The sequence below is a fragment of the Burkholderia sp. Tr-20355 genome (genome assembly GCF_017104685.1).
Taxonomy (GTDB): Bacteria; Pseudomonadota; Gammaproteobacteria; order Burkholderiales; family Burkholderiaceae; genus Burkholderia; species Burkholderia seminalis.
The window spans coordinates 1-26,833 of sequence record NZ_JAAGPK010000112.1 but is presented as its reverse complement, the minus strand read 5'-3'; the positions used below and the strand labels follow the sequence as shown (position 1 = coordinate 26,833).

Annotated in this window: 25 protein-coding genes and 1 pseudogene; 15 read left to right on the top strand and 11 right to left on the bottom strand. The window is 66.2% G+C overall.

Features of this window, described 5'->3' with window-relative positions:
* A partial coding sequence (locus G3N62_RS24190) for a multicopper oxidase family protein (protein WP_206141318.1) occupies positions 1–1,302 on the top strand: 1,302 nt, incomplete at its 5' end.
* A 181-nt stretch (positions 1,303–1,483) separates the two neighbouring features.
* Here G3N62_RS24190 and G3N62_RS24185 read toward each other — a convergent pair.
* The gene (locus tag G3N62_RS24185; RefSeq protein WP_006488945.1) at positions 1,484–1,687 is read right to left on the bottom strand and encodes a cold-shock protein; all 204 of its coding nucleotides are present in this window, start codon (positions 1,685–1,687) and stop codon (positions 1,484–1,486) included.
* A gap of 88 nt (positions 1,688–1,775) precedes the next feature.
* Entirely contained in the window at positions 1,776–1,943 is a 168-nt protein-coding gene (locus tag G3N62_RS24180) for a hypothetical protein (RefSeq protein WP_154233702.1), read from the bottom strand.
* A 290-nt stretch (positions 1,944–2,233) separates the two neighbouring features.
* Here G3N62_RS24180 and clpS point away from each other — a divergent pair, with 290 nt between their 5' ends.
* From clpS to G3N62_RS24160, 4 genes are all read left to right on the top strand, one after another.
* On the top strand, positions 2,234–2,548 hold the full coding sequence (gene clpS, locus G3N62_RS24175) for an ATP-dependent Clp protease adapter ClpS (protein ID WP_006398529.1): 315 nt from the start codon (positions 2,234–2,236) through the stop codon (positions 2,546–2,548).
* Positions 2,545–4,845 carry an ATP-dependent Clp protease ATP-binding subunit ClpA gene (gene clpA / locus G3N62_RS24170; protein WP_034186321.1) on the top strand — a complete coding sequence of 767 codons (2,301 nt, stop codon included), beginning with the start codon at positions 2,545–2,547 and terminating at the stop codon, positions 4,843–4,845. Before clpS ends, clpA begins: the two co-directional genes overlap by 4 nt.
* 103 nt (positions 4,846–4,948) lie before the next feature.
* A complete protein-coding gene (locus tag G3N62_RS24165; protein ID WP_034186341.1) occupies positions 4,949–6,328 on the top strand; it encodes an amino acid permease in 1,380 nt (459 codons plus the stop codon).
* A 132-nt stretch (positions 6,329–6,460) separates the two neighbouring features.
* Positions 6,461–7,231 carry a hypothetical protein gene (locus G3N62_RS24160; protein WP_059560311.1) on the top strand — a complete coding sequence of 257 codons (771 nt, stop codon included), beginning with the start codon at positions 6,461–6,463 and terminating at the stop codon, positions 7,229–7,231.
* Positions 7,232–7,285: 54 nt separating this feature from the next.
* On the opposite strand, the gene dut is transcribed toward G3N62_RS24160, so the two are convergent.
* The 5 genes from dut to G3N62_RS24135 form a co-directional block, all read right to left on the bottom strand.
* Positions 7,286–7,732 (bottom strand): dUTP diphosphatase, encoded by a 447-nt coding sequence (gene dut, locus G3N62_RS24155; RefSeq protein WP_034186320.1) that lies wholly within the window; start codon positions 7,730–7,732, stop codon positions 7,286–7,288.
* Between the two features lie 55 nt (positions 7,733–7,787).
* Positions 7,788–8,999 carry a bifunctional phosphopantothenoylcysteine decarboxylase/phosphopantothenate--cysteine ligase CoaBC gene (coaBC, locus tag G3N62_RS24150; RefSeq protein ID WP_124670934.1) on the bottom strand — a complete coding sequence of 404 codons (1,212 nt, stop codon included), beginning with the start codon at positions 8,997–8,999 and terminating at the stop codon, positions 7,788–7,790.
* A 67-nt stretch (positions 9,000–9,066) separates the two neighbouring features.
* Entirely contained in the window at positions 9,067–9,567 is a 501-nt protein-coding gene (gene lspA, locus G3N62_RS24145; protein ID WP_034186318.1) for a signal peptidase II, read from the bottom strand.
* A gap of 2 nt (positions 9,568–9,569) precedes the next feature.
* Entirely contained in the window at positions 9,570–12,407 is a 2,838-nt protein-coding gene (ileS, locus tag G3N62_RS24140) for an isoleucine--tRNA ligase (RefSeq protein WP_124609502.1), read from the bottom strand.
* 102 nt (positions 12,408–12,509) lie between these two features.
* Positions 12,510–13,502 carry a bifunctional riboflavin kinase/FAD synthetase gene (locus G3N62_RS24135; protein ID WP_034186316.1) on the bottom strand — a complete coding sequence of 331 codons (993 nt, stop codon included), beginning with the start codon at positions 13,500–13,502 and terminating at the stop codon, positions 12,510–12,512.
* A 123-nt stretch (positions 13,503–13,625) separates the two neighbouring features.
* On the opposite strand from G3N62_RS24135, the gene purN reads away from it, so the two are divergent.
* From purN to nadC, 6 genes are all read left to right on the top strand, one after another.
* Complete coding sequence (gene purN, locus G3N62_RS24130) at positions 13,626–14,288, top strand: phosphoribosylglycinamide formyltransferase (RefSeq protein ID WP_034186315.1); 663 nt, start codon at positions 13,626–13,628, stop codon at positions 14,286–14,288.
* Positions 14,285–15,550, top strand: coding sequence for an RsmB/NOP family class I SAM-dependent RNA methyltransferase (locus G3N62_RS24125; RefSeq protein WP_034186314.1), 1,266 nt, complete (start codon positions 14,285–14,287; stop codon positions 15,548–15,550). The genes purN and G3N62_RS24125 overlap by 4 nt, the downstream gene beginning before the upstream one ends.
* An 18-nt stretch (positions 15,551–15,568) precedes the next feature.
* On the top strand, positions 15,569–16,951 hold the full coding sequence (locus G3N62_RS24120) for a mechanosensitive ion channel domain-containing protein (RefSeq protein WP_034186313.1): 1,383 nt from the start codon (positions 15,569–15,571) through the stop codon (positions 16,949–16,951).
* A gap of 220 nt (positions 16,952–17,171) precedes the next feature.
* On the top strand, positions 17,172–18,368 hold the full coding sequence (locus G3N62_RS24115; protein WP_034186312.1) for an acyl-CoA desaturase: 1,197 nt from the start codon (positions 17,172–17,174) through the stop codon (positions 18,366–18,368).
* Between the two features lie 246 nt (positions 18,369–18,614).
* Positions 18,615–19,751, top strand: coding sequence for a quinolinate synthase NadA (nadA, locus tag G3N62_RS24110; protein WP_034186339.1), 1,137 nt, complete (start codon positions 18,615–18,617; stop codon positions 19,749–19,751).
* On the top strand, positions 19,748–20,629 hold the full coding sequence (gene nadC, locus G3N62_RS24105; RefSeq protein ID WP_034186311.1) for a carboxylating nicotinate-nucleotide diphosphorylase: 882 nt from the start codon (positions 19,748–19,750) through the stop codon (positions 20,627–20,629). The genes nadA and nadC overlap by 4 nt, the downstream gene beginning before the upstream one ends.
* Before the next feature lie 97 nt (positions 20,630–20,726).
* Here the strand turns inward: nadC and nadB are convergent, their stop codons facing one another.
* The 4 genes from nadB to radC all read right to left on the bottom strand — a co-directional run bounded on the left by nadB (position 20,727) and on the right by radC (position 23,903).
* A complete protein-coding gene (nadB, locus tag G3N62_RS24100; protein ID WP_124670933.1) occupies positions 20,727–22,313 on the bottom strand; it encodes an L-aspartate oxidase in 1,587 nt (528 codons plus the stop codon).
* A 161-nt stretch (positions 22,314–22,474) separates the two neighbouring features.
* A complete protein-coding gene (rpmG, locus tag G3N62_RS24095; RefSeq protein ID WP_006478046.1) occupies positions 22,475–22,642 on the bottom strand; it encodes a 50S ribosomal protein L33 in 168 nt (55 codons plus the stop codon).
* Positions 22,643–22,659: 17 nt separating this feature from the next.
* The gene (rpmB, locus tag G3N62_RS24090; protein ID WP_004186391.1) at positions 22,660–22,893 is read right to left on the bottom strand and encodes a 50S ribosomal protein L28; all 234 of its coding nucleotides are present in this window, start codon (positions 22,891–22,893) and stop codon (positions 22,660–22,662) included.
* Between the two features lie 236 nt (positions 22,894–23,129).
* Positions 23,130–23,903 carry a DNA repair protein RadC gene (radC, locus tag G3N62_RS24085; protein WP_034186309.1) on the bottom strand — a complete coding sequence of 258 codons (774 nt, stop codon included), beginning with the start codon at positions 23,901–23,903 and terminating at the stop codon, positions 23,130–23,132.
* 136 nt (positions 23,904–24,039) lie between these two features.
* On the opposite strand from radC, the gene G3N62_RS24080 reads away from it, so the two are divergent.
* From G3N62_RS24080 to G3N62_RS24065, 4 genes and pseudogenes are all read left to right on the top strand, one after another.
* Complete coding sequence (locus tag G3N62_RS24080) at positions 24,040–24,495, top strand: peptidylprolyl isomerase (RefSeq protein WP_034186308.1); 456 nt, start codon at positions 24,040–24,042, stop codon at positions 24,493–24,495.
* Positions 24,496–24,497: 2 nt separating this feature from the next.
* On the top strand, positions 24,498–25,478 hold the full coding sequence (gene ispH / locus G3N62_RS24075; protein WP_034186307.1) for a 4-hydroxy-3-methylbut-2-enyl diphosphate reductase: 981 nt from the start codon (positions 24,498–24,500) through the stop codon (positions 25,476–25,478).
* Positions 25,479–25,682: 204 nt separating this feature from the next.
* Complete coding sequence (locus tag G3N62_RS24070; protein ID WP_124670932.1) at positions 25,683–26,423, top strand: amino acid-binding protein; 741 nt, start codon at positions 25,683–25,685, stop codon at positions 26,421–26,423.
* A gap of 211 nt (positions 26,424–26,634) precedes the next feature.
* Positions 26,635–26,833, top strand: a pseudogene (locus G3N62_RS24065) (branched-chain amino acid ABC transporter permease); the annotation flags it as partial.

Sequence of the window (26,833 nt, the reverse complement as noted above, 5' to 3'; positions counted from 1 at the left end):
CAGACGCTCGTCCGATCCGGCACGCGGCCGACCACGTTCTGGCAGTTCGGCGCGGGCGCGCAAGGCCCCGTCGTCGGCCCGCTGATCGACGTGCGCGAGGGCGACACGGTCGAAATCAAGTTCGTGAACCGGCTGCCGCAGCCGTCGACGATCCACTGGCACGGCCTGCCCGTGCCGCCCGACCAGGACGGCAATCCGTCCGATCCCGTCGCACCCGGCGGGTCGCGCGTGTACCGTTTCACGCTACCGAAGGGCAGCGCCGGCACTTACTGGTACCACCCGCATCCGCACATGATGACGGCCGAGCAGGTATTTCGCGGGCTGGCCGGCCCGTTCATCGTGCGCGCCGCGGACGATCCGCTCGCCGGCTGGCCCGAGCGCAACCTGTTCGTGTCGGACCTGAAGCTTGCGCGCGACGGCACGATTGCGCCGAACGACATGATGGACTGGATGAACGGCCGCGAAGGTCAGTTCGTCCTGGTCAACGGCGCGCGCCGGCCGCGCATCGACATCGCGGGCGACGAGCGCTGGCGCGTGTGGAACGCGTGCAGCGCGCGCTACCTGCGCGTCGCGTTCGACGACGGCCGTGCGTTCGAGCACGTGGGTACTGACGGCGGGCTGTTCGATGCGCCGCGCCGCGTGACGTCGTTGCTGATCGCGCCGGGCGAGCGTGCGGAACTGCTCGTGCGCGCGGGCGACCGCGCATCGCGCGCGGTGCTGCAGGCGGCCGAATACGACCGCCGCAAGATGGCGATGTCGCACGACGACGGCCACGGCAGCCTGCCGCCCGATCCGGCGCTGGCACTGGCCGATGTCGCGTTCGCGCCCGCCGCCGCGCGCGCGTTGCCGGCCACGCTGCGCACGGTACCGCCGCTGGGCGAACCGGTTGCGCGCAAGACGGTCGAGTTCGGCGAGGAAATGGACATGGACGCGATGATGAAGGGCGCGGCGCACGGCCGGCCGGCCGGCATGCGCTTCATGATCAACGGCGAAACCTATGCGGCGCACCGTGCAACGCTGACGAGCCGCCGCGGCGACGTCGAGCGCTGGGAGATCCGCAACGGCACCGACATGGATCACCCGTTCCACCTGCACGGCACGCAGTTCCAGGTGATCGAGCGCGCGTCGGGCGGCGCGCGCACGACCGAACCGTTGCGCGCATGGCGCGATACCGTGAACGTGCGCAGCGGTGAAACCGTGTCGATTCTCGTCACGCAAGACATGCCCGGAGAGCGCATGTTTCATTGCCACATTCTCGAACACGAGGATCTCGGCATGATGGGCACGCTGAAGGTCGTGTAACGAAGTCGTGAATATGTTTCACGTGCGGGATCGATATCCGATCTGCATGTGTGACAAGACAATGTGTGTTCAATTATCGGGATTGAACGAAAAGGCCGGCCAATCGATTATCGAATGGCCGGCCTCCAAAAAAAGAAACCCGGCGCAATGCGCCGGGTTTCTTCGTCAGATATCCGATGCCTTATACGGCCTGGATGTTCGACGCTTGCTTGCCCTTCGGCCCTTGGACGACATCAAAGCTCACCTTCTGGCCTTCCTTCAGCGTCTTGAAGCCATTCATGGTGATAGCCGAGAAGTGCGCAAACAGATCCTCACCGCCCTCGTCGGGAGTGATGAAACCGAAGCCCTTCGCGTCGTTGAACCATTTAACGATACCAGTTGCCATTTCCTACTTCCCCTGTCACACAGTCGCTGCTACTTACCACGAGCACGCTCGAAAAGCTAAACGACCGGAAAATGCAGCCGTTCCCCCCTCACAAGCTCACCTCGGCCTCATTCATTTCGCCAACCGGCGAATTGAAAAAAGTGCCAGCTTGATTGTTGGCGCTCTTTATTGGAGTGTCAAGAGGAATTTTTAGACGTTTAGAGGGTCGTTGTAAAGAACCCATTTTCAGGGTTTTTCCGGCTTTGCTTTGCAGCATGCCGCCGAGCGCCGGGGCTTGAAAAGCCGCATAATCGGCTCATATACCAGGCTCGAGTGACACGCGTTCGAGTCGTCCCGGCTTGTGGGATACTGGATGCGGACACGACGCTCCGGTGCAGTTGCCCCCTGACGGTTCGTGTTCCGCGCCACGCGTGAAAGCCGGCACCGCAGCCGGCTTTCGTATGGCACGAAGACGATAGCGTGTTCCGGGATACCGGGGAGGGCGCCGGCCGGTCGGTCGGGTTATGGCAGGATTGCGGGCCTGTCCGAGTTGTTTAGAATGGGTGTATGGCGATTATCCCGGACAAGCAGGACAGTACCGTCCTGGAACGCAAGCAGCAGAAGCTCAAGCCGCCTTCGATGTACAAGGTGGTGCTGCTGAACGACGACTTCACGCCGATGGAATTCGTCGTGATGGTGGTCCAGGAGTATTTCAAGAAGGATCGCGAGACGGCCACGCAGATCATGCTGAAGGTCCATCGCGAAGGGCGAGGGGTATGTGGGGTCTATACGCGGGACATCGCGTCGACCAAGGTTGAGCAAGTCGTTACCCATGCGCGGCAGGCCGGGCATCCGCTGCAGTGCGTGATGGAGGAAGCATGATTGCCCAGGAATTGGAAGTCAGCCTGCACATGGCGTTCATGGAAGCACGCCAGGCGCGCCATGAGTTCATCACGGTCGAGCACCTGCTGCTGGCCCTGCTGGATAATCCGACGGCAGCCGAGGTGTTGCGCGCGTGCGCGGCAAACATCGAGGACTTGCGTCAGAACCTGCGCAATTTCATCCACGACAACACACCGACCGTCCCGGGTACCGACGATGTCGATACCCAGCCGACGCTCGGTTTCCAGCGGGTGATCCAGCGCGCGATCATGCACGTCCAGTCGACGTCGAACGGCAAGAAGGAAGTCACCGGCGCGAACGTGCTGGTCGCGATCTTCGGCGAGAAGGATTCGCACGCCGTGTACTACCTGCAGCAGCAGGGCGTCACGCGCCTCGACGTGGTGAACTTCATTTCGCACGGCATCGCGAAGACGAACAACGGCGAAGCCGCGAAGTCGACCGACGCGAACGCGGAAAGCGAAGACGCGAACGCGCAGAAGGAAACGCCGCTCGCGCAGTTCACGCAGAACCTGAACCAGATGGCGAAGGACGGCCGCATCGATCCGCTGATCGGGCGCGAGCCCGAAGTCGAGCGCGTCGTGCAGGTGCTGTGCCGTCGCCGCAAGAACAATCCGCTGCTCGTCGGCGAAGCCGGCGTGGGCAAGACCGCGATCGCCGAAGGGCTCGCGTATCGCATCACGCGCGGCGAAGTGCCGGACATCCTCGCGAACGCGCAGGTGTACTCGCTCGACATGGGCGCGCTGCTCGCGGGCACCAAGTACCGCGGCGATTTCGAGCAGCGTCTGAAGACGGTGCTGAAGGAACTGAAGGAGCGCCCGCACGCGATCCTGTTCATCGACGAAATCCATACGCTGATCGGCGCGGGCGCCGCGTCGGGCGGCACGCTCGATGCGTCGAACCTGCTGAAGCCGGCGTTGTCGTCGGGCACGCTCAAGTGCATCGGCGCGACGACGTTCACCGAGTATCGCGGCATCTTCGAGAAGGATGCGGCGCTGTCGCGGCGCTTCCAGAAGGTCGACGTGACGGAGCCGAGCGTCGAGCAGACGGTCGCGATCCTGCGCGGGCTGAAATCGCGCTTCGAGGAGCATCACGGCGTCAAGTATTCGTCGGGTGCCCTGTCGGCCGCGGCCGAACTGTCGGCGCGCTTCATCACCGATCGTCACCTGCCGGACAAGGCGATCGACGTGATCGACGAGGCCGGCGCCGCGCAGCGCATCCTGCCGAAGTCGAAGCAGAAGAAGACGATCGGCAAGAGCGAGATCGAGGAAATCATCTCGAAGATCGCACGCGTGCCGGCGCAAAGCGTGTCGCAGGACGATCGCAGCAAGCTGCAGACGCTCGACCGCGACCTGAAGAGCGTCGTGTTCGGCCAGGATCCGGCGATCGACGCGCTCGCGGCCTCGATCAAGATGGCGCGCGCGGGGCTCGGCAAGATGGACAAGCCGATCGGCGCGTTCCTGTTCTCCGGCCCGACGGGCGTCGGCAAGACCGAAGTGGCGCGCCAGCTCGCGTTCACGCTCGGCATCGAGCTGATCCGTTTCGACATGTCGGAATACATGGAGCGTCACGCGGTGAGCCGCCTGATCGGCGCGCCGCCGGGTTACGTCGGGTTCGACCAGGGTGGCCTGCTGACCGAAGCCGTCACGAAGAAGCCGCATTGCGTGCTGCTGCTCGACGAAATCGAGAAGGCGCATCCGGACATCTTCAACGTGCTGCTGCAGGTGATGGACCACGGCACGCTGACGGACAACAACGGCCGCAAGGCGGATTTCCGCAACGTCATCATCATCATGACGACGAACGCGGGCGCCGAGTCGATGCAGAAGGCGACGATCGGCTTCACGACGCGCCGCGAAACGGGCGACGAGATGACCGACATCAAGCGCCTGTTCACGCCGGAGTTCCGCAACCGCCTGGATTCGATCATCAGCTTCCGCTCGCTCGATGAGGAAATCATCATGCGCGTGGTCGACAAGTTCCTGATCCAGCTCGAGGAACAGCTGCACGAGAAGAAGGTCGACGCGCTCTTCACCGACGCGTTGCGCAAGCATCTCGCGAAGCACGGCTTCGACCCGCTGATGGGCGCGCGGCCGATGCAACGGCTGATCCAGGACACGATCCGGCGCGCGCTGGCCGACGAGCTGCTGTTCGGCAAGCTCCTCAACGGCGGTCACGTGACGGTCGACGTCGACGAAAACGACAAGGTGCAGTTGTCGTTCGACAAGCTGGCGAATCCGCCGCACAAGCCGAACGAAGAGACGGTCGAAGTCGAGTAAGCGATAATTCGTTGTTCATGCGAACGGCGCGGGAAGTTCTCCGCGCCGTTTCGTTTTATCCGGCGCCGGCGGCGCGATGGTGGTGCAGGGGAGTGGTAACGCAGTGACACAACAACAACGGTCGTTCGACGATATCGTCGCGCGCGAACAAGGGTTGCGCCACGCGCTGACGTCGGGGCAGATGGCGATGATCGCGATCGGCGGCGCGATCGGCACGGGGCTGTTCCTCGGCAGCGGATTCGCGATCGGGCTCGCGGGCCCGAGCGTGCTCGTGTCCTATGCGATCGGCGCGCTGATCGCGCTGCTGCTGATGGGCGCGCTCGCGGAAATGACGGTCGCGCACCCGACGGCCGGCTCGTTCGGCGCGTATGCCGAGCACTACGTCGGCCCGCTCGCGGGCTTTCTGGTGCGCTATGCGTACTGGTTCGCGGTCGTATTCGCGATCGGTACCGAAATCAGCGCGATCGCCGTGTTCATGAAGTACTGGTTCCCCGCCGTACCCGGCTGGTACTGGGTGATCGGCTTCTCCGCGCTGCTGATCGCCGTGAATCTCGCCAGCGTCACGCTGTACGGCACGGTCGAATACGCGTTCTCGCTGCTGAAGATCGCGGCGATCGTCGTGTTCATCGTGCTCGGCGCGTATCTGGTCTGGTCGGCGCCGGCCGCATCGGGCATCGGTTTCGCCAACTACACCGCGCACGGCGGCTTCATGCCGAAGGGGCCGTGGGGCACCTGGGTCGCGGTGATCGTCGCGATCTTCAGCTACATGAGCATCGAAGCCGTCGCGATCGCAGCCGGCGAGGCGCGCGATCCGCAGCACGCGGTCACGCGCGCGTTCCGCTCGACGGTGTTCCGGCTCGTGCTGTTCTACCTGCTGACGCTGTCGCTGATGCTCGCGATCGTGCCGTGGACGGCGGCCGGTACCGACGAGAGCCCGTTCGTGAAGGTGATGGCCGCGACGCATGTGCCGTACGCGGCCGGCGTGATCAACTTCGTGCTGCTGGTCGCGGCGCTGTCGGCGATGAACAGCCAGCTCTACGTGACGACGCGGATGATGTTCAGCCTGTCGCGCGCACGGCTCGCGCCCGCGGTGTTCGGCCGGCTCGGCGCGAACGGCGTGCCGCGCGCGGCGCTGTGGATCTCGACCAGCGGCGTCGCGGTCGCGGCCGTGCTGGTCGCGCTCGCGCCCGACACCGCGTTCACGGTGATGATGGCGATCGCGATGTTCGGCGCGCTGTTCACGTGGCTGATGATCTTCATCACGCACCTGCGCTTCCGTGCGCGGTATCGCGGCCCCGTGCTCGCGTTCCGGATGTGGGGCCACCCGTTCGGCAGCCTGCTCGGCGCGGCGCTCGTCGCGGCGATCCTGCTCACCACCGCGTTCACGCGCGAATTCCGGATGACGATGGTGGTCGGCGTCGTGTTCGCCGTGCTGCTGACGCTCGCGTACGCGCTGCATTACCGGCACGAACACGCGCGCTGACGGCGCCGGCGTACTCGTGCACCGGCTTCACGTTCGCTAAGGTTCCGTTAAGCCGGCGGCGACTACATTCGATCCTGTCCGCAAGGCGGGCCGGCACGCGCCGGCTCGCCGCTTCCTGCAAATGGGGTTCGAATGAACAAACTTCCCGAAATCACGCTCGCGTTCTGGATCATGAAGATCTGCGCGACGACGCTCGGCGAAACCGGCGGCGACCTGCTGTCGATGACGCTGAACGTCGGCTACGCGGTGAGCTCGATCCTGCTGTTCGGTTTCTTTCTCGTGACGCTGGGCGCCCAGCTCCGGACGACGCGCTATCGCCCGGCGGTCTACTGGGCCGTGATCGTCGCGACGAGCACGGCCGGCACGACGATGTCCGACTTCATGGACCGCACGCTCGGCCTCGGCTACGCAGCCGGTTCGTCGATCCTCGTCGCGATCCTGCTGGCGATCTTCGCGGTCTGGCGCCTGAGCGGCGAATCGCTGTCGGTCGACCTGATCCGCACGCGCAAGGTCGAACTGCTGTACTGGATCGCGATCCTGTTCTCGAACACGCTCGGCACCGCGCTCGGCGATTTCCTCGCGGACAGCTCGGGGCTCGGCTTCGGCGGCGGCGCGCTGCTGATCGGCGGGCTGCTGGCGGTGATCGTGCTCGCGCACTACTTCACGCGGATCTCCGGCGTGCTGCTGTTCTGGGCCGCGTTCGTGCTCACGCGTCCGTTCGGCGCGACGGTCGGCGACCTGCTGACGAAGCCGGTCGCGAAGGGCGGCCTCGCGCTCGGGACGGTCGGCTCGTCGGCCGTGTTGCTCGGCGTGCTGGTCGCGATGGTGATCTATGCGAGCATCGCGCAGGCGCGGCGGCGCGAACCGGTGCCCGCGCGGATCGCGCAGCCGGCCGGCGAGTGACGATGAACGGAAAAGAAAAAGGGGCCGCGCGGCCCCTTTTTCGTGTGATGCCGATCAGTGGCGGCCGGTGCTGCCGAAGCCGCCTTCGCCGCGATCGCTCTCGGCGAAATCGTCGACGATGTTGAACTGCGCCTGCACGACCGGCACGATCACGAGCTGCGCGAGCCGTTCGAACGGGTTCAGCACGAACTCGGTCTGGCCGCGGTTCCACGTCGAGACCATCAACTGGCCCTGGTAGTCGGAGTCGATCAGGCCGACCAGGTTGCCGAGCACGATCCCGTGTTTGTGGCCGAGGCCCGAGCGCGGCAGGATCAGCGCCGCATAGCCGGGATCGGCGAGGTGGATCGCGAGGCCCGTCGGGACGAGCGTCGTTTCGCCCGGACGCAGCGTGACCGGGGCGTCGAGGCACGCGCGCAGGTCGAGGCCCGCGCTGCCGGTGGTCGCGTAGGCGGGCAGGTAGTCGCGCATGCGCGCGTCGAGAATCTTCAGGTCGAGTTTCATGCGGTCGTCGAATCGGTCGGGAAGGGCGCGGCGGCCAGCGCCGCCGCGCGGGTGATCAGATCAGGCGGTTGTCGGGCAGGCGCTTCGCGATTTCCGCGACGAGCGCATGCGCGAGTTCGTCCTTCGGGGCGCGCGGCAGGCGCGTGAGGCCGGCCGCTTCGAACAGCACGACTTCGTTGTCGTCGCGGCCGAACGTCAGCGGGCCGAGATTGCCGACGAGCAGCGGCACGTTCTTGCGCTTGCGCTTTTCGTCGCCGTGCACGTCGAGGTCGCCGCTTTCGGCCGCGAAACCGACGCAGAACGGCGGATGGGGCAGCGCCGCGACCGACGCGAGGATGTCGGGGTTCTCGACGAACGCGAGCGCCGGCATCTTGCGGTCGGCCGTCTTCTTCATCTTGTGCTCGGCCGGCTGATCGACGCGCCAGTCGGCCACCGCGGCCACCGCGATGAAGATGTCGGCATCGGCGACCGCATGCATCACCGCGTCGTACATCTGCTGCGCGGTCTGCACGTCCTGGCGGTACACGCCCCACGGCGTGTCGAGCGCGACCGGCCCCGCGACGAGATGCACGTCGGCGCCGGCCTGCTGCGCGGCGCGTGCGAGCGCGAAGCCCATCTTGCCGCTCGAGCGGTTCGTCAGGCCACGCACGGGATCGAGCGGTTCGAACGTCGGCCCGGCCGTGATCAGCACGCGCCGGTGCGCGAGCACCTTCGGCGCGAAGTGCGCGACGATGGCTTCATAGATCGCCTCGGGCTCGAGCATGCGGCCGTCGCCGACTTCCCCGCATGCCTGCGCACCCGAATCCGGGCCGAGCACCGACACGCCGTCCGCGCGCAGTTGCGCGGCGTTGCGCTGCGTGGCGGGGTTCTGCCACATCTGGCGGTTCATCGCGGGGACGACGAGCAGCGGACAGTCGCGTGCGACGCACAGCGTCGACAGGAGGTCATCGGCAAACCCGTGCGCGAGCTTCGCGAGGAAGTCCGTCGATGCTGGCGCGATCACGATCGCGTCGGCCTCGCGCGACAGGTCGATGTGCGCCATGTTGTTGTCGACGCGCGCATCCCACTGGCTCGTGTAGACGGGCCGGCCCGACAGCGCCTGCATCGTGACGGGCGTGATGAACTGGGTGGCCGCTTCGGTCATCGCGACCTGCACGGTCGCGCCGGCCTTCACGAGCAGCCGCGTGAGCTCGGCGATCTTGTAGCAGGCGATGCCGCCCGTCAGGCCGAGAACGAGGTGTTTTCCTGCGAGTTCTGCGTGTGCCAACTCAGGCCTCCAAGGGTCAAACGGAACGGCCGGCGCGAAGCCGGCCGTCGACGCCGAGTATGCGCGTTTAGCGCGAGCCGCGCACGCGACGCAGCTCGTCGTAGATCAGCAGCACCGCGCCGACCGTGATCGCGGAATCGGCGAGGTTGAACGCCGGGAAGTGCCAGGCGCCGAGGTGGAAATCGAGGAAGTCGATCACGTGGCCGTAGACGAGCCGGTCGATCACGTTGCCGAGCGCGCCGCCGAGGATCAGCGCGAGCGACAGGCTGAACAGCCGCTGCTGGCCGTGGCGTTTCAGCAGGAAGCAGATCACGAGCGTCGCGCCGATGCCGAGCGCGGTGAACGCCCAGCGCTGCCAGCCGCCGGCGGTCGACAGGAAGCCGAACGCGGCGCCGCGGTTGTACACCAGCACGAGGTTGAAGAATGACGTCAGCGCGTGCTGCGCGCCGTACGCGAACGTTTTCAGGATCGCGATCTTCGACAGCTGGTCGAACAGGATCACGATCAGCGAAATGCCGAGCCAGGGCGCAAGCGCGCCGCTGGCCGGTTTCGACAGGGTTTTCGCCATATTCAAGCAGCGCTCCGGATTTCGCCGTTTTCGAACAGGTTGGAGAAGCAGCGGCCGCACAGCGTCGGATGATCGGCGTGCGCGCCGACATCTTCGCGGTAGTGCCAGCAGCGTTCGCACTTCTGGTACTTCGAGGCGGCCACGTCGACGCTTTCCTGCGCTTCGTCGTCGACCTTGACGACCGTCGCGGCCGACGTGATCAGCACGAACTTCAGGTCGTCGCCGAGGCTCGTGAGCGCGTCGTAACGCGCGCCGCTCGCGTGCACGGCGACTTCGGCCTGCAGCGACGAGCCGATGCGGTTCGCGGTGCGCGCTTCCTCGAGTGCCTTCGTCACGTTGCCGCGCACCTCGCGCAGCAGCGCCCACTTCTCGATCAGCGCGGCCGAGCCGGCGACGTCCGGATACGCATAGTAGGTTTCCGTGAAGATCGTGTCGCTGGCCGGCTGGAACACCTTCCACGCTTCTTCCGCCGTGAACGACAGGAACGGCGCGAGCACGCGCAGCAGGCCGTGCGTCAGGTGGTACAGCGCCGTTTGTGCCGAGCGGCGCGCGCGCGAGTCGGCCGCGCTCGTGTACAGGCGGTCCTTCAGCACGTCGAGGTAGAAGCCGCCGAGATCTTCCGAGCAGTACGTCTGCAGCTTGGCGACGACCGGATGGAATTCGTACTTCTCGTAGTGGCCGAGCAGCTCCGTCTGCAACTGCTGCGAGAACGCGACCGCATAGCGGTCGATCTCGAGCCATTCGTCGACCGGCACCGCGTGCTGCGCGAAGTCGAAGTCCGACAGGTTCGCGAGCAGGAAGCGCAGCGTGTTGCGGATGCGGCGATAACCTTCGGTCACGCGCTTCAGGATTTCCTCGGAGATCGCGAGTTCGCCCGAGTAGTCGGTCGACGCGATCCACAGACGGATGATTTCCGCGCCGAGGCGGTTCGCGACTTCATGCGGGTCGATCCCGTTGCCGAGCGACTTGCTCATCTTGCGGCCTTCGCCGTCGACCGTGAAACCGTGCGTGAGCAGGCCCTTGTACGGCGCGCGGCCGTCGATCATCGACGCGGTCAGCAGCGACGAGTGGAACCAGCCGCGATGCTGGTCCGAGCCTTCGAGGTACAGGTCGGCCGGGAATTGCAGCTGATCCTTGTGCGAGCCGCGCAGCACGTGCCAGTGCGTCGTGCCCGAGTCGAACCACACGTCGAGCGTGTCGCGGTTCTTTTCGTACAGGTTCGCATCGTCGCCGATCAGCTCGCGCGGGTCGAGCGACTGCCACGCCTCGATGCCCGACTGCTCGACGCGCTTCGCGACTTCCTCGAGCAGCTCCAGCGTGCGCGGATGCAGCTCGCCGGTTTCCTTGTGCACGAAGAACGCCATCGGCACGCCCCACTGGCGCTGGCGCGACAGCGTCCAGTCGGGACGGTTCGCGATCATGCTGAACAGGCGCTGCTTGCCCCACGACGGGTAGAACGCGGTTGCGTCGACGCCTTCGAGCGCCGTTTCACGCAGCGTCTTGCCGCCGTCGCGCGGGGTGACGTCCATGCCGGCGAACCACTGCGACGTGGCGCGGTAGATGATCGGCGTCTTGTGGCGCCAGCAGTGCATGTAGCTGTGCGTGTACTTCTCGCTGCGCAGCAGCGAGCCGGCCGCGTTCAGCGCGTCGACGATCTTCGGGTTCGCGTCCCAGATCGACAGGCCGCCGAACAGCGGCAGCGATTCGATGTAGCGGCCGTCGCCCATCACCGGGTTGATGAAGTCCGAATCGGTCATCCCGTGCGCCTTGCACGACATGAAGTCCTCGATGCCGTACGCGGGCGACGAGTGCACGACGCCGGTACCCGTGTCGGTCGTCACGTAGTCGCCGAGGTAGACGGGGGCCGTACGCTTGTAGCCGGGGTGGGCCGATGCGAGCGGGTGGTGGAAGCGCAGGTTGGCGAGCTTCACGCCCGGCGCGGTCGCGACGACGCGGCCCGTCAGCTTGAAGTCGGCCATGCAGGCTTCGACGCGCTCCTGCGCGATGATCAGCAGCCCGCGCTCGGTGTCGACCAGCGCGTAGACGATTTCCGGGTGGAGGTTCAGCGCCTGGTTGGCGGGGATCGTCCACGGCGTGGTGGTCCAGATCACGATGCCGCCCTCGGCGCGCGGCAGTGCCGGCAGGCCGAACGCCTGCGCGGTCTTTTCCGGTTCCGCGAACGCGAACATCACGTCGATCGTCGGATCGGTGCGGTCCTTGTACTCGACTTCCGCCTCGGCGAGCGCCGAGCCGCAGTCGAAGCACCAGTTCACCGGCTTCAGCCCGCGGTACACGTAGCCTTTCTCGATGATCTTGCCGAGCGCGCGGATCTCTTCCGCCTCGTTCACGAAGTTCATCGTCTTGTACGGGTTCGCCCAGTCGCCGAGCACGCCGAGGCGCTTGAAGCCGACCTTCTGCTTCTCGATCTGCTCGGTCGCGTACGCACGCGCCTTGCTCATCACTTCGGCTGCCGGCAGCGACTTGCCGAACTGCTTCTCGATCTGGATTTCGATCGGCATGCCGTGGCAATCCCAGCCCGGCACGTACGGCGCGTCGAAGCCGGCCATGTTGCGCGACTTGACGACGATGTCCTTCAGGATCTTGTTGACCGCGTGGCCGAGGTGGATGTCGCCGTTCGCATACGGCGGGCCGTCGTGCAGGATGAACTTCGGCCGGCCCTTGCTGGCCGCGCGGATCTTCTCGTAGAGGCCGCGCTCCTCCCATTCCTTGACCCACTGCGGCTCGCGCTTGGGCAGGTCGCCGCGCATCGGGAACGGCGTGTCGAGCAGGTTGACCGGATACTTGGCCTGCGGTTTCGAATCGGCTTTCTTGTTGCTCATGATGGGATCGCTATCTAAATCGGGAGACGCTCGGGCGTCGTGAATCGGGGATGCGCGCGAGTGGGCGGCGCGAGGGTGCGGCGCCGGGCGCCGCCGTCCGGATCAGCTAATTCGGTCGGTTGCCGACGTCGAGAAGCCCGTGGCGCGGCTGCCCGGCGCACGGTCGCGTTCGATGAAGTACGCGCGCGCGTTCGCGACGTCCAGGGCGATCGCGCGCGACAGCGCCTCGAGGTCGTCGAATTTCGCTTCGTCGCGCAGCTTCTTCAGGAATTCGACGCGGATGAGCTTGCCGTACGCGTCGCCATGCCAGTCGAGCAGGTGCACTTCGAGCAGCACGCGGCCGGAATCGTCGACGGTCGGGCGCAGGCCCAGGCTCGCGACGCCCGGCAGCGGGTCGGGGCCGAGGCCGTGCACCTGCACGACGAAGATGCCCGCGAGCGCCGGCCGCTTGTGCGCGATCGGCAGGTTCAGCGTCGGGAAACCGAGGTCGCGGCCGAGCTTCAGCCCGTGCGCGACGTGGCCGCTGATCGCGTAGCCGTGGCCGAGCGCCTGCGCGGCCGCGTCGAGATCGCCGGCCGCGAGCGCGGCGCGCACGCCCGAGCTGGAAATGCGCGTGCCGTCGCTGCCGGCCACCGTGCCCATCTGCTCGACCTCGAAGCCGTACTGCTCGCCGGCCGCCTTCAGCGTGTCGAAGGTGCCCGCGCGTTTCGCGCCGTAGCAGAAATCGTCGCCGACCATCATCCAGCGCGTGTGCAGCCCGTTCACCAGCGTGCGTTCGACGAACGCCTGCGGCGACTGGCTCGCGAAGGTATGGTTGAAGTGCTCGACGACGACGCGGTCGACACCGTGATCGCGCAGCGCCTCGAGCTTGTCGCGCAGCATCGCGATGCGCGGCGGCGCGCCGGCCGGATTGAAGAATTCGCGCGGGTGCGGCTCGAACGTCATCACGCACACGGGCAGGCCGCGCGCGTCCGCTGCCGCGCGCACGCGCGCGAGCAGGGCCTGGTGGCCGCGATGGACACCGTCGAAGTTGCCGATCGTCAGCGCGCACGGGGCACGGCTCTCGGCGTTGGGCAGGCCGCGGAAGACTTTCACGATAGCGGATGCAGCGGTCGGGGAATGGGCGGTGGGATGCCGCAAAGCAGAAGATTATAAACGTTCGGACGGGCCGGCGGCCGAGAAGGCGGGAAACGCGGGGGCGAATGGTAAAATTCGCGGATGAAAAAACTCGTGATCCTGATTTCCGGTCGCGGCAGCAACATGGAGGCCATCGTCCGCGCGTGCGCGCAGGAACGCTGGCCGGCCGAGATTGCCGCCGTGATCGCCAACCGGCCCGATGCGGCCGGCCTGGCTTTTGCCGCGTCGCACGGGGTGGCGACGGCGGTGGTCGACCACCGGTCGTTCGACGGCCGCGACAGCTTCGACGCGGCGCTCGCCGCCGAGATCGACCGTTTCGCCCCCGATCTCGTCGTTCTCGCCGGCTTCATGCGCATCCTCACGCCCGCATTCGTCAGACGATACGAGGGCCGGCTGCTGAACATCCATCCGTCGCTGCTGCCGAGCTTCAAGGGTATCCATACGCATCAGCAGGCGCTCGACGCGGGCGTCGCGCTGCATGGCGCGAGCGTGCATTTCGTCATTCCCGAGCTCGACAGCGGCGCGATCGTCGCGCAGGGCGCGGTGCCCGTGCGTGCCGGCGACGACGCGGCCGCGCTCGCGCGGCGCGTGCTGAGCGTCGAGCATGTGCTGTATCCGCGCGCGGTGCGCTGGTTCGTCGAGGGGCGTCTGCGCCTCGAGAACGGCCGTGCAGTGGTCGCGCCGGAAGAGGCGCGCTGGATTTTCGCGGATCAACCGCATACCGAAACGAGCGAGGGCGTATGAAGCTGCACGGATTCCTGATTGGCCAGACCGAGACTTTGCTGGCCGAGGTGCTGAAATTCGCCGGCCCCGCCGATGCGACGACGAGCCGGTTCTTCCGCGCGCACCCGAAGCTCGGGCACGCCGAGCGCGGCGTGATCGCCGAGGCCGTGTTCGCGGTGCTGCGCCGGAAAATGGAGTTTTCGCACCTCGCCGAAAGCGGCACGGGTACGCCGGCGCGGCGCCTGACGCTGCTCGGCCTGATGCAGACGGTCGGCCGCAATGCGCTGAAGCCGTTCCTGTCCGACACCGAGTCCGCCTGGCTCGAGCACGTGTCGAAGATCGATCCGGCGAGCCTGCCGGTGCGCATTCGCTCGAACCTGCCCGACTGGATCCATCAGGCGCTGTCGGCCCGTTTCGATGGCGAGGAGCTCGCGCAGCTCGCCGCCGCGCTGAACTACCCGGCGCCGCTCGACTTGCGTGCCAACGCGCAGAAGGCGACGCGCGACCAGGTGATCGAAGCGCTGCGCGTGAGCGGCATCGAGGCGGGCGCGACGCCGTTCGCGCCGTTCGGCGTGCGGGTGGTCGGCAAGCCGGCGCTGACGCGCCTGAAGCTGTTCGAGGAAGGCGCGATCGAGGTGCAGGACGAAGGCAGCCAGCTGCTGTGCTCGCTGGTCGCGCCGCGCCGCGGCGAAATGGTCGTCGACTTCTGCGCCGGTGCGGGCGGCAAGACGCTCGCGCTGGGCGCGATGATGCGCTCGACCGGGCGGCTCTATGCGTTCGACGTGTCGGAGAAGCGCCTCGCGAAGCTGAAGCCGCGCCTCGCGCGCAGCGGGCTGTCGAACGTGAACCCGGTGCTGATCGACAGCGAGCACGACGCGAAGATCAAGCGGCTCGCCGGCAAGATCGACCGCGTGCTGGTCGACGCGCCGTGCAGCGGCCTCGGCACGCTGCGCCGCAATCCGGACCTGAAGTGGCGCCAGTCGCGCACGGCGATCGACGAGCTGACACCGAAGCAGGCGTCGATCCTCGCGAGCGCCGCGCGTCTCGTGAAGAAGGGCGGGCGGCTCGTCTATGCGACCTGCAGCGTGCTCGACGCCGAGAACGAGCGCATCGTCGAACAGTTCCTGGCCGATCATCCCGAGTTCGTGCTGGTGCCGGCGCAGAAGGTGCTGGCCGACCAGCGCATCGAGCTGGAGACGGGCGACTACCTGTCGCTGTGGCCGCATCGTCACGCGACCGACGGCTTCTTCGCCGCGGTGCTCGAACGGCGCGCCGCGCAGTAACGACTGCCCGGACGGACGATGGAAAATCTGCAGAGCCGCCTGCTGTCGCACCGGCTGGAATCGGTCATTCGTGACTTCCACCAGCCGGTGATGATCTGGCAGGCGGCGATTCTCGTCGGCGCGCTGTGCTTCGCGTGGGTGACCGCGCGCTTCGTGCACGGCCGCATCGATGCGCGCCGCCGGGCGGCCGGACGTGCGCCCGGCGCGGGCGCGCAAAGCCTGAAGCGCGCGTTGTTCCCGTTGTTCGGCAGCGTCTTCGTCGGCGCCGCGCAACTCGCGTTCGACCCGTTCATGTCGACGTCGCTGCTGCAGCTCGCGCTCGTGCCGCTGTTCGGCATCGGGTTGATCTACGTGCTGTTCTTCTTCGCGCGGCGCGTGTTCGCGCGCGACGGCCACACGCATGCGTGGCTGTCGATCGTCGAGAAGGTGGTGTCGACCGTCGTGTGGGCCGCGATGGTGCTGACCGTGCTCGGGATCCAGCGCGACGTGCTCGGCTGGCTCGACAGCGTGCAGTTCCGCGTCGCCAATGCGCATCTCACGCTGCTGTCGGTGATCTCGGGCGCGCTGTGGGTGTGCGTGACGCTGATGGTCGCGATGTGGCTCGGCTCGGTGCTCGAGGATCGCCTCACGCGCGCGAGCACGCTCGACGCGAACCTGAAGGTCGTGCTGTCGCGGGTCGGCCGCGCGCTGCTCGTGTTCGCGGCGATCCTGATCGGGCTGTCGCTGGTCGGCATCGACGTGACCGTGCTCGGCGTGTTCGGCGGCGCGGTGGGCGTCGGTCTCGGCTTCGGGCTGCAGAAGATCGCGAGCAACTACGTGTCGGGCTTCATCATCCTGCTCGACCGCTCGCTGCGGCTCGGCGACGCGATCAGCGTCGGCGGGCTGCAGGGCGTCGTCACGCAGATCCGCACGCGCTACACGGTCGTGCGCGGCCTCGACGGTAACGAGACGCTGATCCCGAACGAGAAGCTGATCACCGACGTCGTGCAGAACCAGTCGTCTTACCTGACGCGCGGTTATGCGAAGGTCGCGGTGCAGGTCGCGTACACGAGCGACGTCGAGCACGCGCTCGCGCTGCTCGCCGACGCGGCGAAGGACGTGCCGCGCGTGCTGGCGGAGCCCGCGCCGACGCCGTATCTGGTGAGTTTCGGTGCGGACGGGATCGACCTGGAGCTTGGTTTCTGGATCGAGGATTCCGCGAAAGGCACGTCGGGCGTGCGTTCGAGCGTGAACCGCAACATCTGGCGGTTGTTCAGCGAGCACGGGATCTCGATTCCGTTTCCGCAGCGCGAGGTGCGCGTGGTCGGATTGCCGGACGGTTTTCCCGCCGCCGGTACGACGGCCGGGCCCGATCCGGCGGCCGCGAACGGCGCGGCGAACGGGCGCGCACCGGCTGCATAGCGCGCGCCGGCCGTCAAATGCTTCGACCCCGCGGCCGGAACCGGATCGCACGCCCGTCCAAGTCCGCCCGTGGACTGCTCCGGTTGCGCCAGGGCAAGAAAATATTCATTTTTTACAAAGACTTGGAACGGTTGAAGTAGAATCCAAGTCTATACGCGGTATGCTTTCATTTTTCTGACGCCTGCGCGAGCCGGCGTCGCTCTCATCACAGGTAACTGCCTTGTTGAATTCCCTGCTCGATTTTCTTTCCCACGGGCTCCTGCGTTTTTCGTGGTGGCAGGTCGCGCTGTTCGCGCTCGCCGTCACGCACGTCACGATCATCGGCGTGACGGTCTATCTGCACCGCTGCCAGGCGCATCGTGCGCTGGAACTGCATCCGATCGCGAGCCACTTCTTCCGGCTGTGGCTGTGGATGACGACCGGCATGCTGACGGGCCAGTGGGCCGCGATTCACCGCAAGCATCATGCGAAGTGCGAGACCGAGGAAGATCCGCACAGCCCGCAGACGCGCGGGATCTGGAAGGTGTTCCTCGAGGGCGCGGAACTGTATCGCGCGGAAGCGAAGAACGAAGAGACGATGCGCAAGTTCAGCCACGGCACGCCGAACGACTGGGTCGAGCGCAATGTCTATTCGAAGTACCCGATTCTCGGCATCAGCCTGATGATGGTGATCGACGTCGCGCTGTTCGGCGTGATCGGCCTGACCGTGTGGGCCGTGCAGATGGTCTGGATCCCGTTCTGGGCGGCTGGCGTCGTCAACGGCTTCGGTCACTTCTGGGGCTATCGCAACTTCAACTCGGCCGACGCGAGCACGAACCTGTTCCCGTGGGGCATCGTGATCGGCGGTGAAGAACTGCACAACAACCACCACACGTTCGCGACGTCGGCGAAGCTGTCGAACAAGTGGTACGAGTTCGACATCGGCTGGATGTACATCCGCATCATGTCGGCGTTCGGTCTCGCGAAGGTGAAGAAGGTTGCGCCGACGCCGCGCCTGAACAAGCCGAAGACGGTGCTCGACCAGGAAACGCTGCAGGCCGTGCTGTCGAACCGCTACGAAGTGATGGCGCGCTACGGCAAGGCCGTGAAGCGTGCGTACCGCCAGGAGCTCGCGCACCTGAAGGAACTCGGCTCGAGCGAGAAGTACCAGCTGATGCGCGGTGCGCGCAAGTGGTTCCACAAGGACGCCGACGGCCTCGACGAGCCGCAGAAGAAGCTGCTGCCGGAAATCTTCGCGAACAGCCAGAAGCTGCATACGTACTTCCAGCTGCGCCAGGACCTGGCCGCGATCTGGGATCGTTCGACCGCGTCGCGCGAACAGCTCCTCGCGCAATTGCAGGATTGGTGCCATCGCGCGGAACAAAGCGGCATCAAGGCGCTGCAGGAATTCGCGACGCGCCTGCGTCGCTACGCCTGATTCGAAATCGATTAGAATCTCAGGACGTCACAAACCCCGCGTTGGCGGGGTTTTTTCATTTGGGCCGCCGGTTTTGATGGGCGTTCGGCAGGGCGGATTGGTATGAAGCTTGGGGCGGTGGCGAGCGGGTGCCCCGGGCGAGCAGGGGAGCGGAGCAGGCGCCGAGCACCCCACTCCGGCCGACCGCGAAGCATGGGATCCGAGTGAGCGCCAAAGCGCTCACTCGGATCGACAGGAGATATGGAGATGCAATCGACGATCAAACCCGTCGAGTACGACCGGCCCGTCGCGGCAGGGACCGTGTGCGGCGTGGGGCAGGCATGGGCCAAGGTGCCCGACGCGCCGTCCGCCGAGGAGCGCGCTGCATTGAAGGCGCGCATCAAGACGCTGCTCGCCCGTGAAAAGGCCGTGCTGGTCGCCCACTACTACGTGGATGCCGAGCTGCAGGAGCTGGCCGACGAAACGGGCGGCTGCGTTGCCGATTCGCTCGAAATGGCCCGCTTCGGCCGCGATCACGACGCGCAGACGCTGGTCGTCGCCGGCGTGCGCTTCATGGGCGAAACCGCGAAGATCCTGAGCCCGAACAAACGGATCCTGATGCCCGATCTCGACGCGACCTGTTCGCTCGACCTCGGCTGTCCGGTCGACGAATTCTCGGCGTTCTGCGATGCGCATCCGGACCGCACCGTCGTCGTCTACGCGAACACCAGCGCGGCCGTGAAGGCGCGCGCGGACTGGATGGTCACGTCGTCGATCGGCCTCGAAATCGTGGCCGACCTGCACGCGCGCGGCGAGAAGATCATCTGGGCGCCGGACCGCCATCTCGGCAGCTATATCCAGAAGAAAACCGGCGCGGACATGCTGCTGTGGCAAGGCTCGTGCCTCGTCCACGACGAGTTCAAGGGTATCGAGCTCGACCTGCTGCGCGCCGAATATCCGGACGCGAAGGTGCTCGTCCATCCCGAGTCGCCGGAAAACGTCGTCGCGCAGGCCGATGTCGTCGGCTCGACCACGCAACTGATCGATGCGGCGGTCAAGTTCGACGCGACGCACTTCATCGTCGCGACCGATCTCGGCATCCTGCACAAGATGCAGCTCGCCGCGCCCGGCAAGACCTTCATCGCCGCGCCGACGGCCGGCAACAGCGCGACCTGCAAGAGCTGCGCGCACTGCCCGTGGATGGCGATGAACGGCCTCGCGAACCTTGCGGACGTGCTCGAACGCGGCCACAACGAGATCTTCGTCGATCCCGCGATCGGCGAGCGTGCGCGTTTGCCGATCGACCGGATGCTCGAGTTCGCGGCCGCGCACAAGAAGCGCGTGCAGGCGAGCGGTGACCTGCAGCGCGACCAGGGGCTGTTTGCGAACGTGGGGGCCGCATGAGCGACGCCGTATCCCCGCTGTTCGACAGCGTTCGTGAGCAATACGGCGCGGCATTCGACGACGCGATCGCGCGCAACGTGGCCGACGCGATCGCGGAAGACGTCGGCACCGGCGACCAGACCGGGCGGCTCGTGCCGGCCGGCGGGCGCCGCCGGGCGCGGATCATCGTGCGTGAGGAAGCCGTGCTGTGCGGCGTGCCGTGGTTCGAGGCGGTGATCGCCCGGATCGATCCGTCGATCACCGTGCAATGGCGCTATCGCGAAGGCGACCGCATGACGCCCGATTCGACCGTCTGCGAACTCGACGGGCCGGCGCGCGCGCTGCTGACGGCCGAGCGCAACGGGCTGAATTTCCTGCAGCTGCTGTCGGGCGTCGCGACCGCGACGCGCCGCTACGTCGATCGCATCGAAGGCACGCGCGCGAAGATCCTCGATACGCGCAAGACGCTGCCGGGCCTGCGGCTTGCGCAGAAGTATGCGGTGCGCGTCGGCGGCGGCGAGAACCAGCGCCTCGCGCTGTACGACGGCATCCTGATCAAGGAGAACCACATCGCGGCGGCAGGCGGGGTCGGCGAGGCGCTCGATGCGGCATTTGCGCTGGAGTCGGGCGTACCCGTGCAGATCGAGGTCGAGACGCTCGCGCAACTTGACACGGCGCTCGCGCATCGTGCGCAGTCGGTGCTGCTCGACAACTTCACGCTCGACATGATGCGGGAAGCCGTGCGTGTCGCGGCCGGCAAGGCCGTGCTCGAGGTATCGGGCGGCGTCAATTTCGAGACGGTGCGTGCGTTCGCGGAAACGGGCGTCGATCGCATCTCGATCGGCGCGCTGACGAAGGACGTGCGCGCGACCGACTATTCGATGCGGATCGTCGACTGACCGAACGTCGTCGGGTCAGACAAAAAAGCCGCCGGCGCGCAAACGCCAGCGGCTTTTTTCCTGGGCGCTCCCGGCCGTAGCCGGGAAGGGCATACGCTCAGCGGCGCGCGCGCGGCGTGAGCACGCTCGGCAATGCCTTCGGCAGCGTATGCGGCCAGTCGCGGCTGTAGTGCAGCCCGCGGCTTTCGCGGCGCGATTGCGCACTCTTCACGATCAGCGTCGCCACATCGACGAGGTTGCGCAGTTCCAGCAGGTCGCGCGTCACGCGGAAGTTCGCGTAGTACTCGTGGATTTCGTCGCGCAGCAGCGACAGCCGGTGCTTGGCGCGTTCGAGGCGCTTGTCGGTGCGCACGATGCCGACGTAGTTCCACATCAGGCGGCGCAGTTCGTCCCAGTTGTGCGCAACGACGACTTCCTCGTCGGCATCCGACACGCGGCTTTCGTCCCATGCGGGCAGCGTCGCCGGCGTGTCGGCGTCGAAGCCGGCCGCCTCGATTGCTTCGGCGGCCGCACGGCCGATCACCAGACATTCGAGCAGCGAGTTGCTCGCGAGCCGGTTCGCGCCGTGCAACCCGGTGCACGACGTCTCGCCGACCGCATACAGGCCCCCGAGATCGGTGCGTCCGGCGAGATCGGTGACGACGCCGCCGCACGTGTAGTGCGCGGCCGGCACGACGGGAATCGGCTGTTTCGCGATGTCGATGCCGAATTCGAGGCAGCGCGCGTGGATCGTCGGGAAGTGTTCGCGCAGGAACGCTTCCGGCTGATGGCTGATGTCGAGATACACGCAGTCGATCCCGCGCTTCTTGATCTCGAAGTCGATCGCGCGTGCGACGATGTCGCGCGGCGCGAGCTCGGCGCGCGGGTCGTGCGCGGGCATGAAGCGCGTGCCGTCGGGCAGTTTCAGCAGGCCGCCTTCGCCGCGCACGGCTTCCGAAATCAGGAACGACTTCGCATACGGATGGAACAGGCAGGTCGGGTGAAACTGGATGAATTCCATGTTCGACACGCGGCAGCCCGCGCGCCACGCCATCGCGATGCCGTCGCCGGTCGCGGTGTCGGGGTTCGTCGTGTACAGGTAGACCTTGCCGGCACCGCCCGTGGCGAGCACGGTGTGCGGCGCCTCGATCGTGATCGTGCGGTCGTTGTCGACGTCGAGCGCATACAGGCCGTGACAGCGGCGGCCGGGCAGGCCGAGCCGGTCCGACGTGATCAGGTCGATCGCGTGGTGGTTCTCGAAGAACGTGATGTTCGGATGCTGGCGCGCGCGCTCGGATAGCGTCGCGAGCACCGCATGGCCGGTCGCGTCGGCCGCATGGATGATCCGGCGGTGGCTGTGGCCGCCTTCGCGCGTCAGGTGAAAACCGAGTTCGGCCGCGTCGTCCTTCGTGAACGGCACGCCTTGCGAGATCAGCCATTCGATCGCTTCGCGGCCGTGCTCGACGATGTAGCGCGTCGCGCCTTCGTCGCACAGCCCGCCACCGGCGACCAGCGTGTCGTCGACGTGGTTCTCGATACTGTCCGCCGAGTCGAGGACCGCCGCGATACCGCCTTGCGCGTTATCGCTTGCCCCCTCCATCATCGAACGTTTCGCGATCAGCGCGACACGTCGCGTGCTGGCCAGGTTGAGTGCGACCGACAGCCCTGCCAGGCCACTGCCGACGATCGCCACGTCGAATTTCATGCTGCATCTCCATCGTTTACGCTTTTGATCTTGTGCGTTCCGGCAGCCGTGGCCGCGGAAAGGGAAGAGCATACCGCGTCGGGCCGGAGCGTGCGCGCAAAACAAAAAGCCCCGCAGGAGCGGGGCTTTTCGGTCGCCGTCAGGCTGGCAGAAACCGGAGATTACTTGATCTTGGTTTCTTTGTATTCCACATGCTTGCGGACGACGGGATCGAACTTCTTGATCGCCATCTTTTCCGGCATGTTGCGCTTGTTCTTCGTGGTCGTGTAGAAGTGACCCGTACCAGCGGTGGACTCGAGCTTGATCTTGTCGCGTGCGCCTTTTGCCATGATTGTGCTCCTTGGGCTTAGGCTTCGCCGCGTGCGCGCAGGTCAGCGAGCACGGAATCGATGCCGTTCTTGTCGATCAGGCGCAGGCCGGCGTTCGAAACGCGCAGGCGCACCCAGCGGTTTTCGCTCTCTACCCAGAACCGGCGGTTTTGCAGGTTCGGCAGGAAGCGGCGCTTCGTCTTGTTGTTGGCGTGGGAAACGTTGTTGCCGCTCATCGGCGCTTTCCCAGTTACTTGGCATACGCGTGCCATGAGAGCACTCCTAATACGCTAAATTCGGGGTTCGATCGCCGGTGAAGGTTCCATCGCACCGCCACGTGATCCATGGCTGCACTCAGAACGCCGTAGCCCTTACAGACAAGGCCCTTCGATGGCTAGAACTGGTTGGAAAAAAGACAGACGACGATTCTAGCAGAAAAAGTTCAGAAAAATCAAACCTAATTTCGCTTCGTCGTTGCGGCGCCCGGGGCGGGCTGCCGCGGCACAGTCTACAGCCAACCGGCGCGTGCGAACGAAAAAGTGTCGCCGGTGCCGACGACGATGTGGTCGAGCAGCCGCACGTCGACGAGTTCGAGCGCATCTTTCAGCACGCGGGTGAGGCGACGGTCTTCCGCGCTGGGCTGTACGGCGCCCGACGGATGGTTGTGCGCGACGATCAGCGACGCGGCGTTGTGCACCATCGCGCGTCGCACGATCTCGCGCGGATAGACGGCCATCCGCGTGAGCGAGCCGCGCGTGATTTCCTCCATGTCGATCAGGCCGTTGCGCGCGTCGAGGTACACCGCGACGAACACCTCGTGCGGACACGTGCCGATCCTCAGCCGCAGGCAATCCTCGACGGCGCGGGGCGAATCGATCGGCGTGCGCACCTGCGCCTTCTCGTTCAGCACGCGCCGGGCGATCTCGATGATCGCGGCCAGCCGCGCGGCACGCGCGGGGCCGATGCCGGGGTGCGCCTCGAAATCGTCGGTGCTCGCTTCGAGCAGCCCGCGCAACGTCCTGAACCGATCGACCAGTGCGCGGGCGGTGATGAAGACATCGTGCCCGGGCTTGCCCGTGCCGAGCAGCAGCGCGATCAGTTCGTCGTCGGTCAGCGCGGCCGGCCCGCGCTCCAGCAAGCGCTCGCGCGGTCGCTCGGGCCGCCAGTCGGCCGGGCGGCGCTTGCGCCGGCGAATCGGGATGACGCGGCCGGGCGGATCGGCCGGTGCATCGGCATTGTCCCGGCATTCGGCCGGCGGCAGGGCGAGGCAGGGTGACAGCATGCTTGGAACTCCATTGGCGGCAGGGTGGTGTGCGCGACGTCGTCGCACTTTCCGCCTTGCTCGCTCAGGTGACTTACAATATTGACTTTGCGCCGGGCCATTCGGCCGTATCGGGCGCCGACTGAACGAGTAATTCATGAGCCTCATCGATCTATCCGAAGTGAAGCCCGGTTCCCACGTCACGTTGCATTACCGGCTGGCACTGGCCGACGGCGCCGACATCGTCAACACCTTCTCCGACAAGCCGGCCACGCTGCTGCTGGGCGCGGGGCAACTGGCGCCCTCGCTCGAACAGATTCTGCTCGGGCTCCGGGTGGGCGACCACTCGACTTTTCAGCTAGCCCCGGAACAGGGGTTCGGTCCCCGCAATCCCGACATGCTCCAGCGCGTGACGCTGTCGACGTTGCGCGAGAACGGGATGGTCGGCGACGATTTCACGCCGGGCGAACTGATCGAGTTCAACGCACCGGACGGCGGCCGGTACGCAGGGGTGCTGAAGGAGGTCGGCGAGACCTCGGCGCTGTTCGACTTCAATCATCCGCTCGCGGGCCAGGCGCTCACGTTCGAAGTGAAAATCATCGGAATCCTGTAATCATGAGCAACACCGATACGCTGTCCGGGCAAACCGTTGCCGCCGATGCCGAAATCCTGCTGGCCCAGCCGCGCGGGTTCTGCGCGGGTGTCGACCGCGCGATCGAGATCGTCGAGCGTGCGATCGCGATGCACGGTGCGCCGATCTACGTCCGTCACGAAATCGTCCACAACAAGTACGTGGTCGAGGATCTGAAGAAGAAAGGCGCGATCTTCGTCGAGGAACTCGAGGAAGTGCCGGCCGGCAACACCGTGATCTTCAGTGCGCACGGCGTGTCGAAGGCCGTGCGCGACGAGGCCGACGTGCGCGGGCTGCGCATTTACGACGCAACCTGCCCGCTCGTCACGAAGGTGCACGTCGAAGTGGCGAAGATGCGCCAGGATGGCGTCGACATCGTCATGATCGGGCACAAGGGCCACCCGGAAGTCGAAGGCACGATGGGGCAGGTCGAGCGCGGCATGCATCTCGTCGAGAGCGTCGAGGACGTGCAGAAGCTCGAACTCGCCGATCCCGAGCGCATCGCGCTCGTCACGCAGACGACGCTGTCCGTCGACGATGCCGCGGAGATCATCGGCGCGCTGAAGGCGAAGTATCCGAAGATCCGCGAGCCGAAGAAGCAGGACATCTGCTATGCGACGCAGAACCGCCAGGACGCGGTGAAGTTCATGGCGCCGCAGTGCGACGTCGTGATCGTCGTCGGGAGCCCCAACAGCTCGAATTCGAGCCGCCTGCGCGAAGTGGCCGAGAAGCGCGGCGTGGCCGCGTACATGGTCGATGCGCCCGACCAGATCGATCCGGCATGGGTCGCCGGCAAGCGCCGTATCGGCGTGACGGCCGGCGCGTCGGCGCCGGAAGTGCTCGCCCAGGCCGTGATCGCGCGGCTGCGCGAGCTCGGCGTGCGCAATGTCCGCGCGCTCGACGGCATCGAGGAAAACGTGTCGTTTCCGCTGCCGCGCGGGTTGAACCTGCCGCCTGCCGCCTGATTGCCGCATTGCACCCGCGGAACACCGAAGCGCGCCTCCCGGCGCGCTTTTTTTTGGTGCCTCGAAATCATAATCGCAACCAATATTCGCAAGCATGGTGCAACCCGGTTGCTCCCGATGTTTCCAGCCGTCTCTCAAAATTGGTTGCAATGCAGGAAAACCCCATCGAATCAGGATTATTGGCGTCCTATAAATGGAGTTACAATGCGCCCGTTTTCAAGCCGGAATGGCTTTGAAATCGGGTTTTGGCAAGGCGCGGGAGACCATTCGATGCATGTGAAGTTGGCTTACGCCGAGTCCGCCGCCGCACCGGTTGCAATGCTTGCCGGATGCAGCAAAAAGAGCGGCGACAGGGCGGGCAGGAAGGCTGCGGCGTTCGCGGCGCCGCCGGCCAGCGGCGCGTGCGTCGCCGGACCCGGTCGTGCGGCGCCATCGGCGTGCCGTATCGCGCAATTGGGTAACGACAAGGAATACGGGGCACGTTTGACGATTGACGAAATCAACGCGCTTGGCGTGACGAACGCTCCGGCAGCGGGCATGCCGGTCGTGTCGCGGCAAGCCGCCGGTCGCGGCGCGACGGTGACCGGTCGCGCCGCTCGACGGATGCCGGCCGCTCGCGCCGCCGCGGGCAGCGCGCAGATGTCACCGGCCCCCCTTCATTTCAATTCGATGAAACAGCGTGCCGCCACGACCGATCCGGTCATGGCGCGCGGTCTGGTTCGTACGATGGATTCCGACCCAGTCCTGACGAATGTCGGGTGCGGCGGCCGCCATGTCCTGACGGGCGGCGCGGCGCGGAATCCGATCCGTCCGGGGGCGGCGCTTGCGTCGCGCCGGACGGGCCAAGGCACGGATGCCGGGAAACCGGACGAAGGCCGTCTCGGCATGCTGCCCCACGACTTCAAGGAGGCCACGAACACCGTCCTCGACGTCGTGACGATTTAGCGACGGGACTCATGACGGCACCGGAACAGTGCGGTGCCGTTTTTGTATCCGCCCCGGCGGCAGGTCCGGCCGTACAGGCCGGGCGGCGCGCGCCGGGACGATCCACCCTTACCGGTATCGACTAGTACCCGCAGTGTCGCCGAGAAGGCGCGATTCCTCGCTTACCCGCGGGGCGCAACGTCCTCCGGCAGCACGGGCCAAGGAGCTTTAAATGGATATTTTCGTCCAGCAGGTTCTCAACGGGCTGGTGCTCGGCAGTGTCTACGCCATCATCGCGTTGGGCTACACGATGGTGTACGGCATTCTCGGCATCATCAACTTCGCGCACGGCGACGTGCTGATGATCGGCGCGATGGTCGCGCTGTCGGCCATCACCGTGCTGCAGAACCATTTTCCCGGACTCGGCAACG

Coding starts and splice junctions, on each gene's coding strand:
- G3N62_RS24185 (WP_006488945.1), bottom strand. CDS start 1,687: ATGGCAACTGGTATCGTTAAATGGTTCAACGACGCGAAGGGCTTCGGT.
- G3N62_RS24180 (WP_154233702.1), bottom strand. CDS start 1,943: ATGCTGCAAAGCAAAGCCGGAAAAACCCTGAAAATGGGTTCTTTACAA.
- clpS (WP_006398529.1), top strand. CDS start 2,234: ATGGCGATTATCCCGGACAAGCAGGACAGTACCGTCCTGGAACGCAAG.
- clpA (WP_034186321.1), top strand. CDS start 2,545: ATGATTGCCCAGGAATTGGAAGTCAGCCTGCACATGGCGTTCATGGAA.
- G3N62_RS24160 (WP_059560311.1), top strand. CDS start 6,461: ATGAACAAACTTCCCGAAATCACGCTCGCGTTCTGGATCATGAAGATC.
- dut (WP_034186320.1), bottom strand. CDS start 7,732: ATGAAACTCGACCTGAAGATTCTCGACGCGCGCATGCGCGACTACCTG.
- lspA (WP_034186318.1), bottom strand. CDS start 9,567: ATGGCGAAAACCCTGTCGAAACCGGCCAGCGGCGCGCTTGCGCCCTGG.
- ileS (WP_124609502.1), bottom strand. CDS start 12,407: ATGAGCAACAAGAAAGCCGATTCGAAACCGCAGGCCAAGTATCCGGTC.
- purN (WP_034186315.1), top strand. CDS start 13,626: ATGAAAAAACTCGTGATCCTGATTTCCGGTCGCGGCAGCAACATGGAG.
- G3N62_RS24125 (WP_034186314.1), top strand. CDS start 14,285: ATGAAGCTGCACGGATTCCTGATTGGCCAGACCGAGACTTTGCTGGCC.
- G3N62_RS24120 (WP_034186313.1), top strand. CDS start 15,569: ATGGAAAATCTGCAGAGCCGCCTGCTGTCGCACCGGCTGGAATCGGTC.
- nadA (WP_034186339.1), top strand. CDS start 18,615: ATGCAATCGACGATCAAACCCGTCGAGTACGACCGGCCCGTCGCGGCA.
- nadC (WP_034186311.1), top strand. CDS start 19,748: ATGAGCGACGCCGTATCCCCGCTGTTCGACAGCGTTCGTGAGCAATAC.
- nadB (WP_124670933.1), bottom strand. CDS start 22,313: ATGAAATTCGACGTGGCGATCGTCGGCAGTGGCCTGGCAGGGCTGTCG.
- rpmG (WP_006478046.1), bottom strand. CDS start 22,642: ATGGCAAAAGGCGCACGCGACAAGATCAAGCTCGAGTCCACCGCTGGT.
- rpmB (WP_004186391.1), bottom strand. CDS start 22,893: ATGGCACGCGTATGCCAAGTAACTGGGAAAGCGCCGATGAGCGGCAAC.
- radC (WP_034186309.1), bottom strand. CDS start 23,903: ATGCTGTCACCCTGCCTCGCCCTGCCGCCGGCCGAATGCCGGGACAAT.
- G3N62_RS24080 (WP_034186308.1), top strand. CDS start 24,040: ATGAGCCTCATCGATCTATCCGAAGTGAAGCCCGGTTCCCACGTCACG.
- ispH (WP_034186307.1), top strand. CDS start 24,498: ATGAGCAACACCGATACGCTGTCCGGGCAAACCGTTGCCGCCGATGCC.
- G3N62_RS24070 (WP_124670932.1), top strand. CDS start 25,683: ATGCGCCCGTTTTCAAGCCGGAATGGCTTTGAAATCGGGTTTTGGCAA.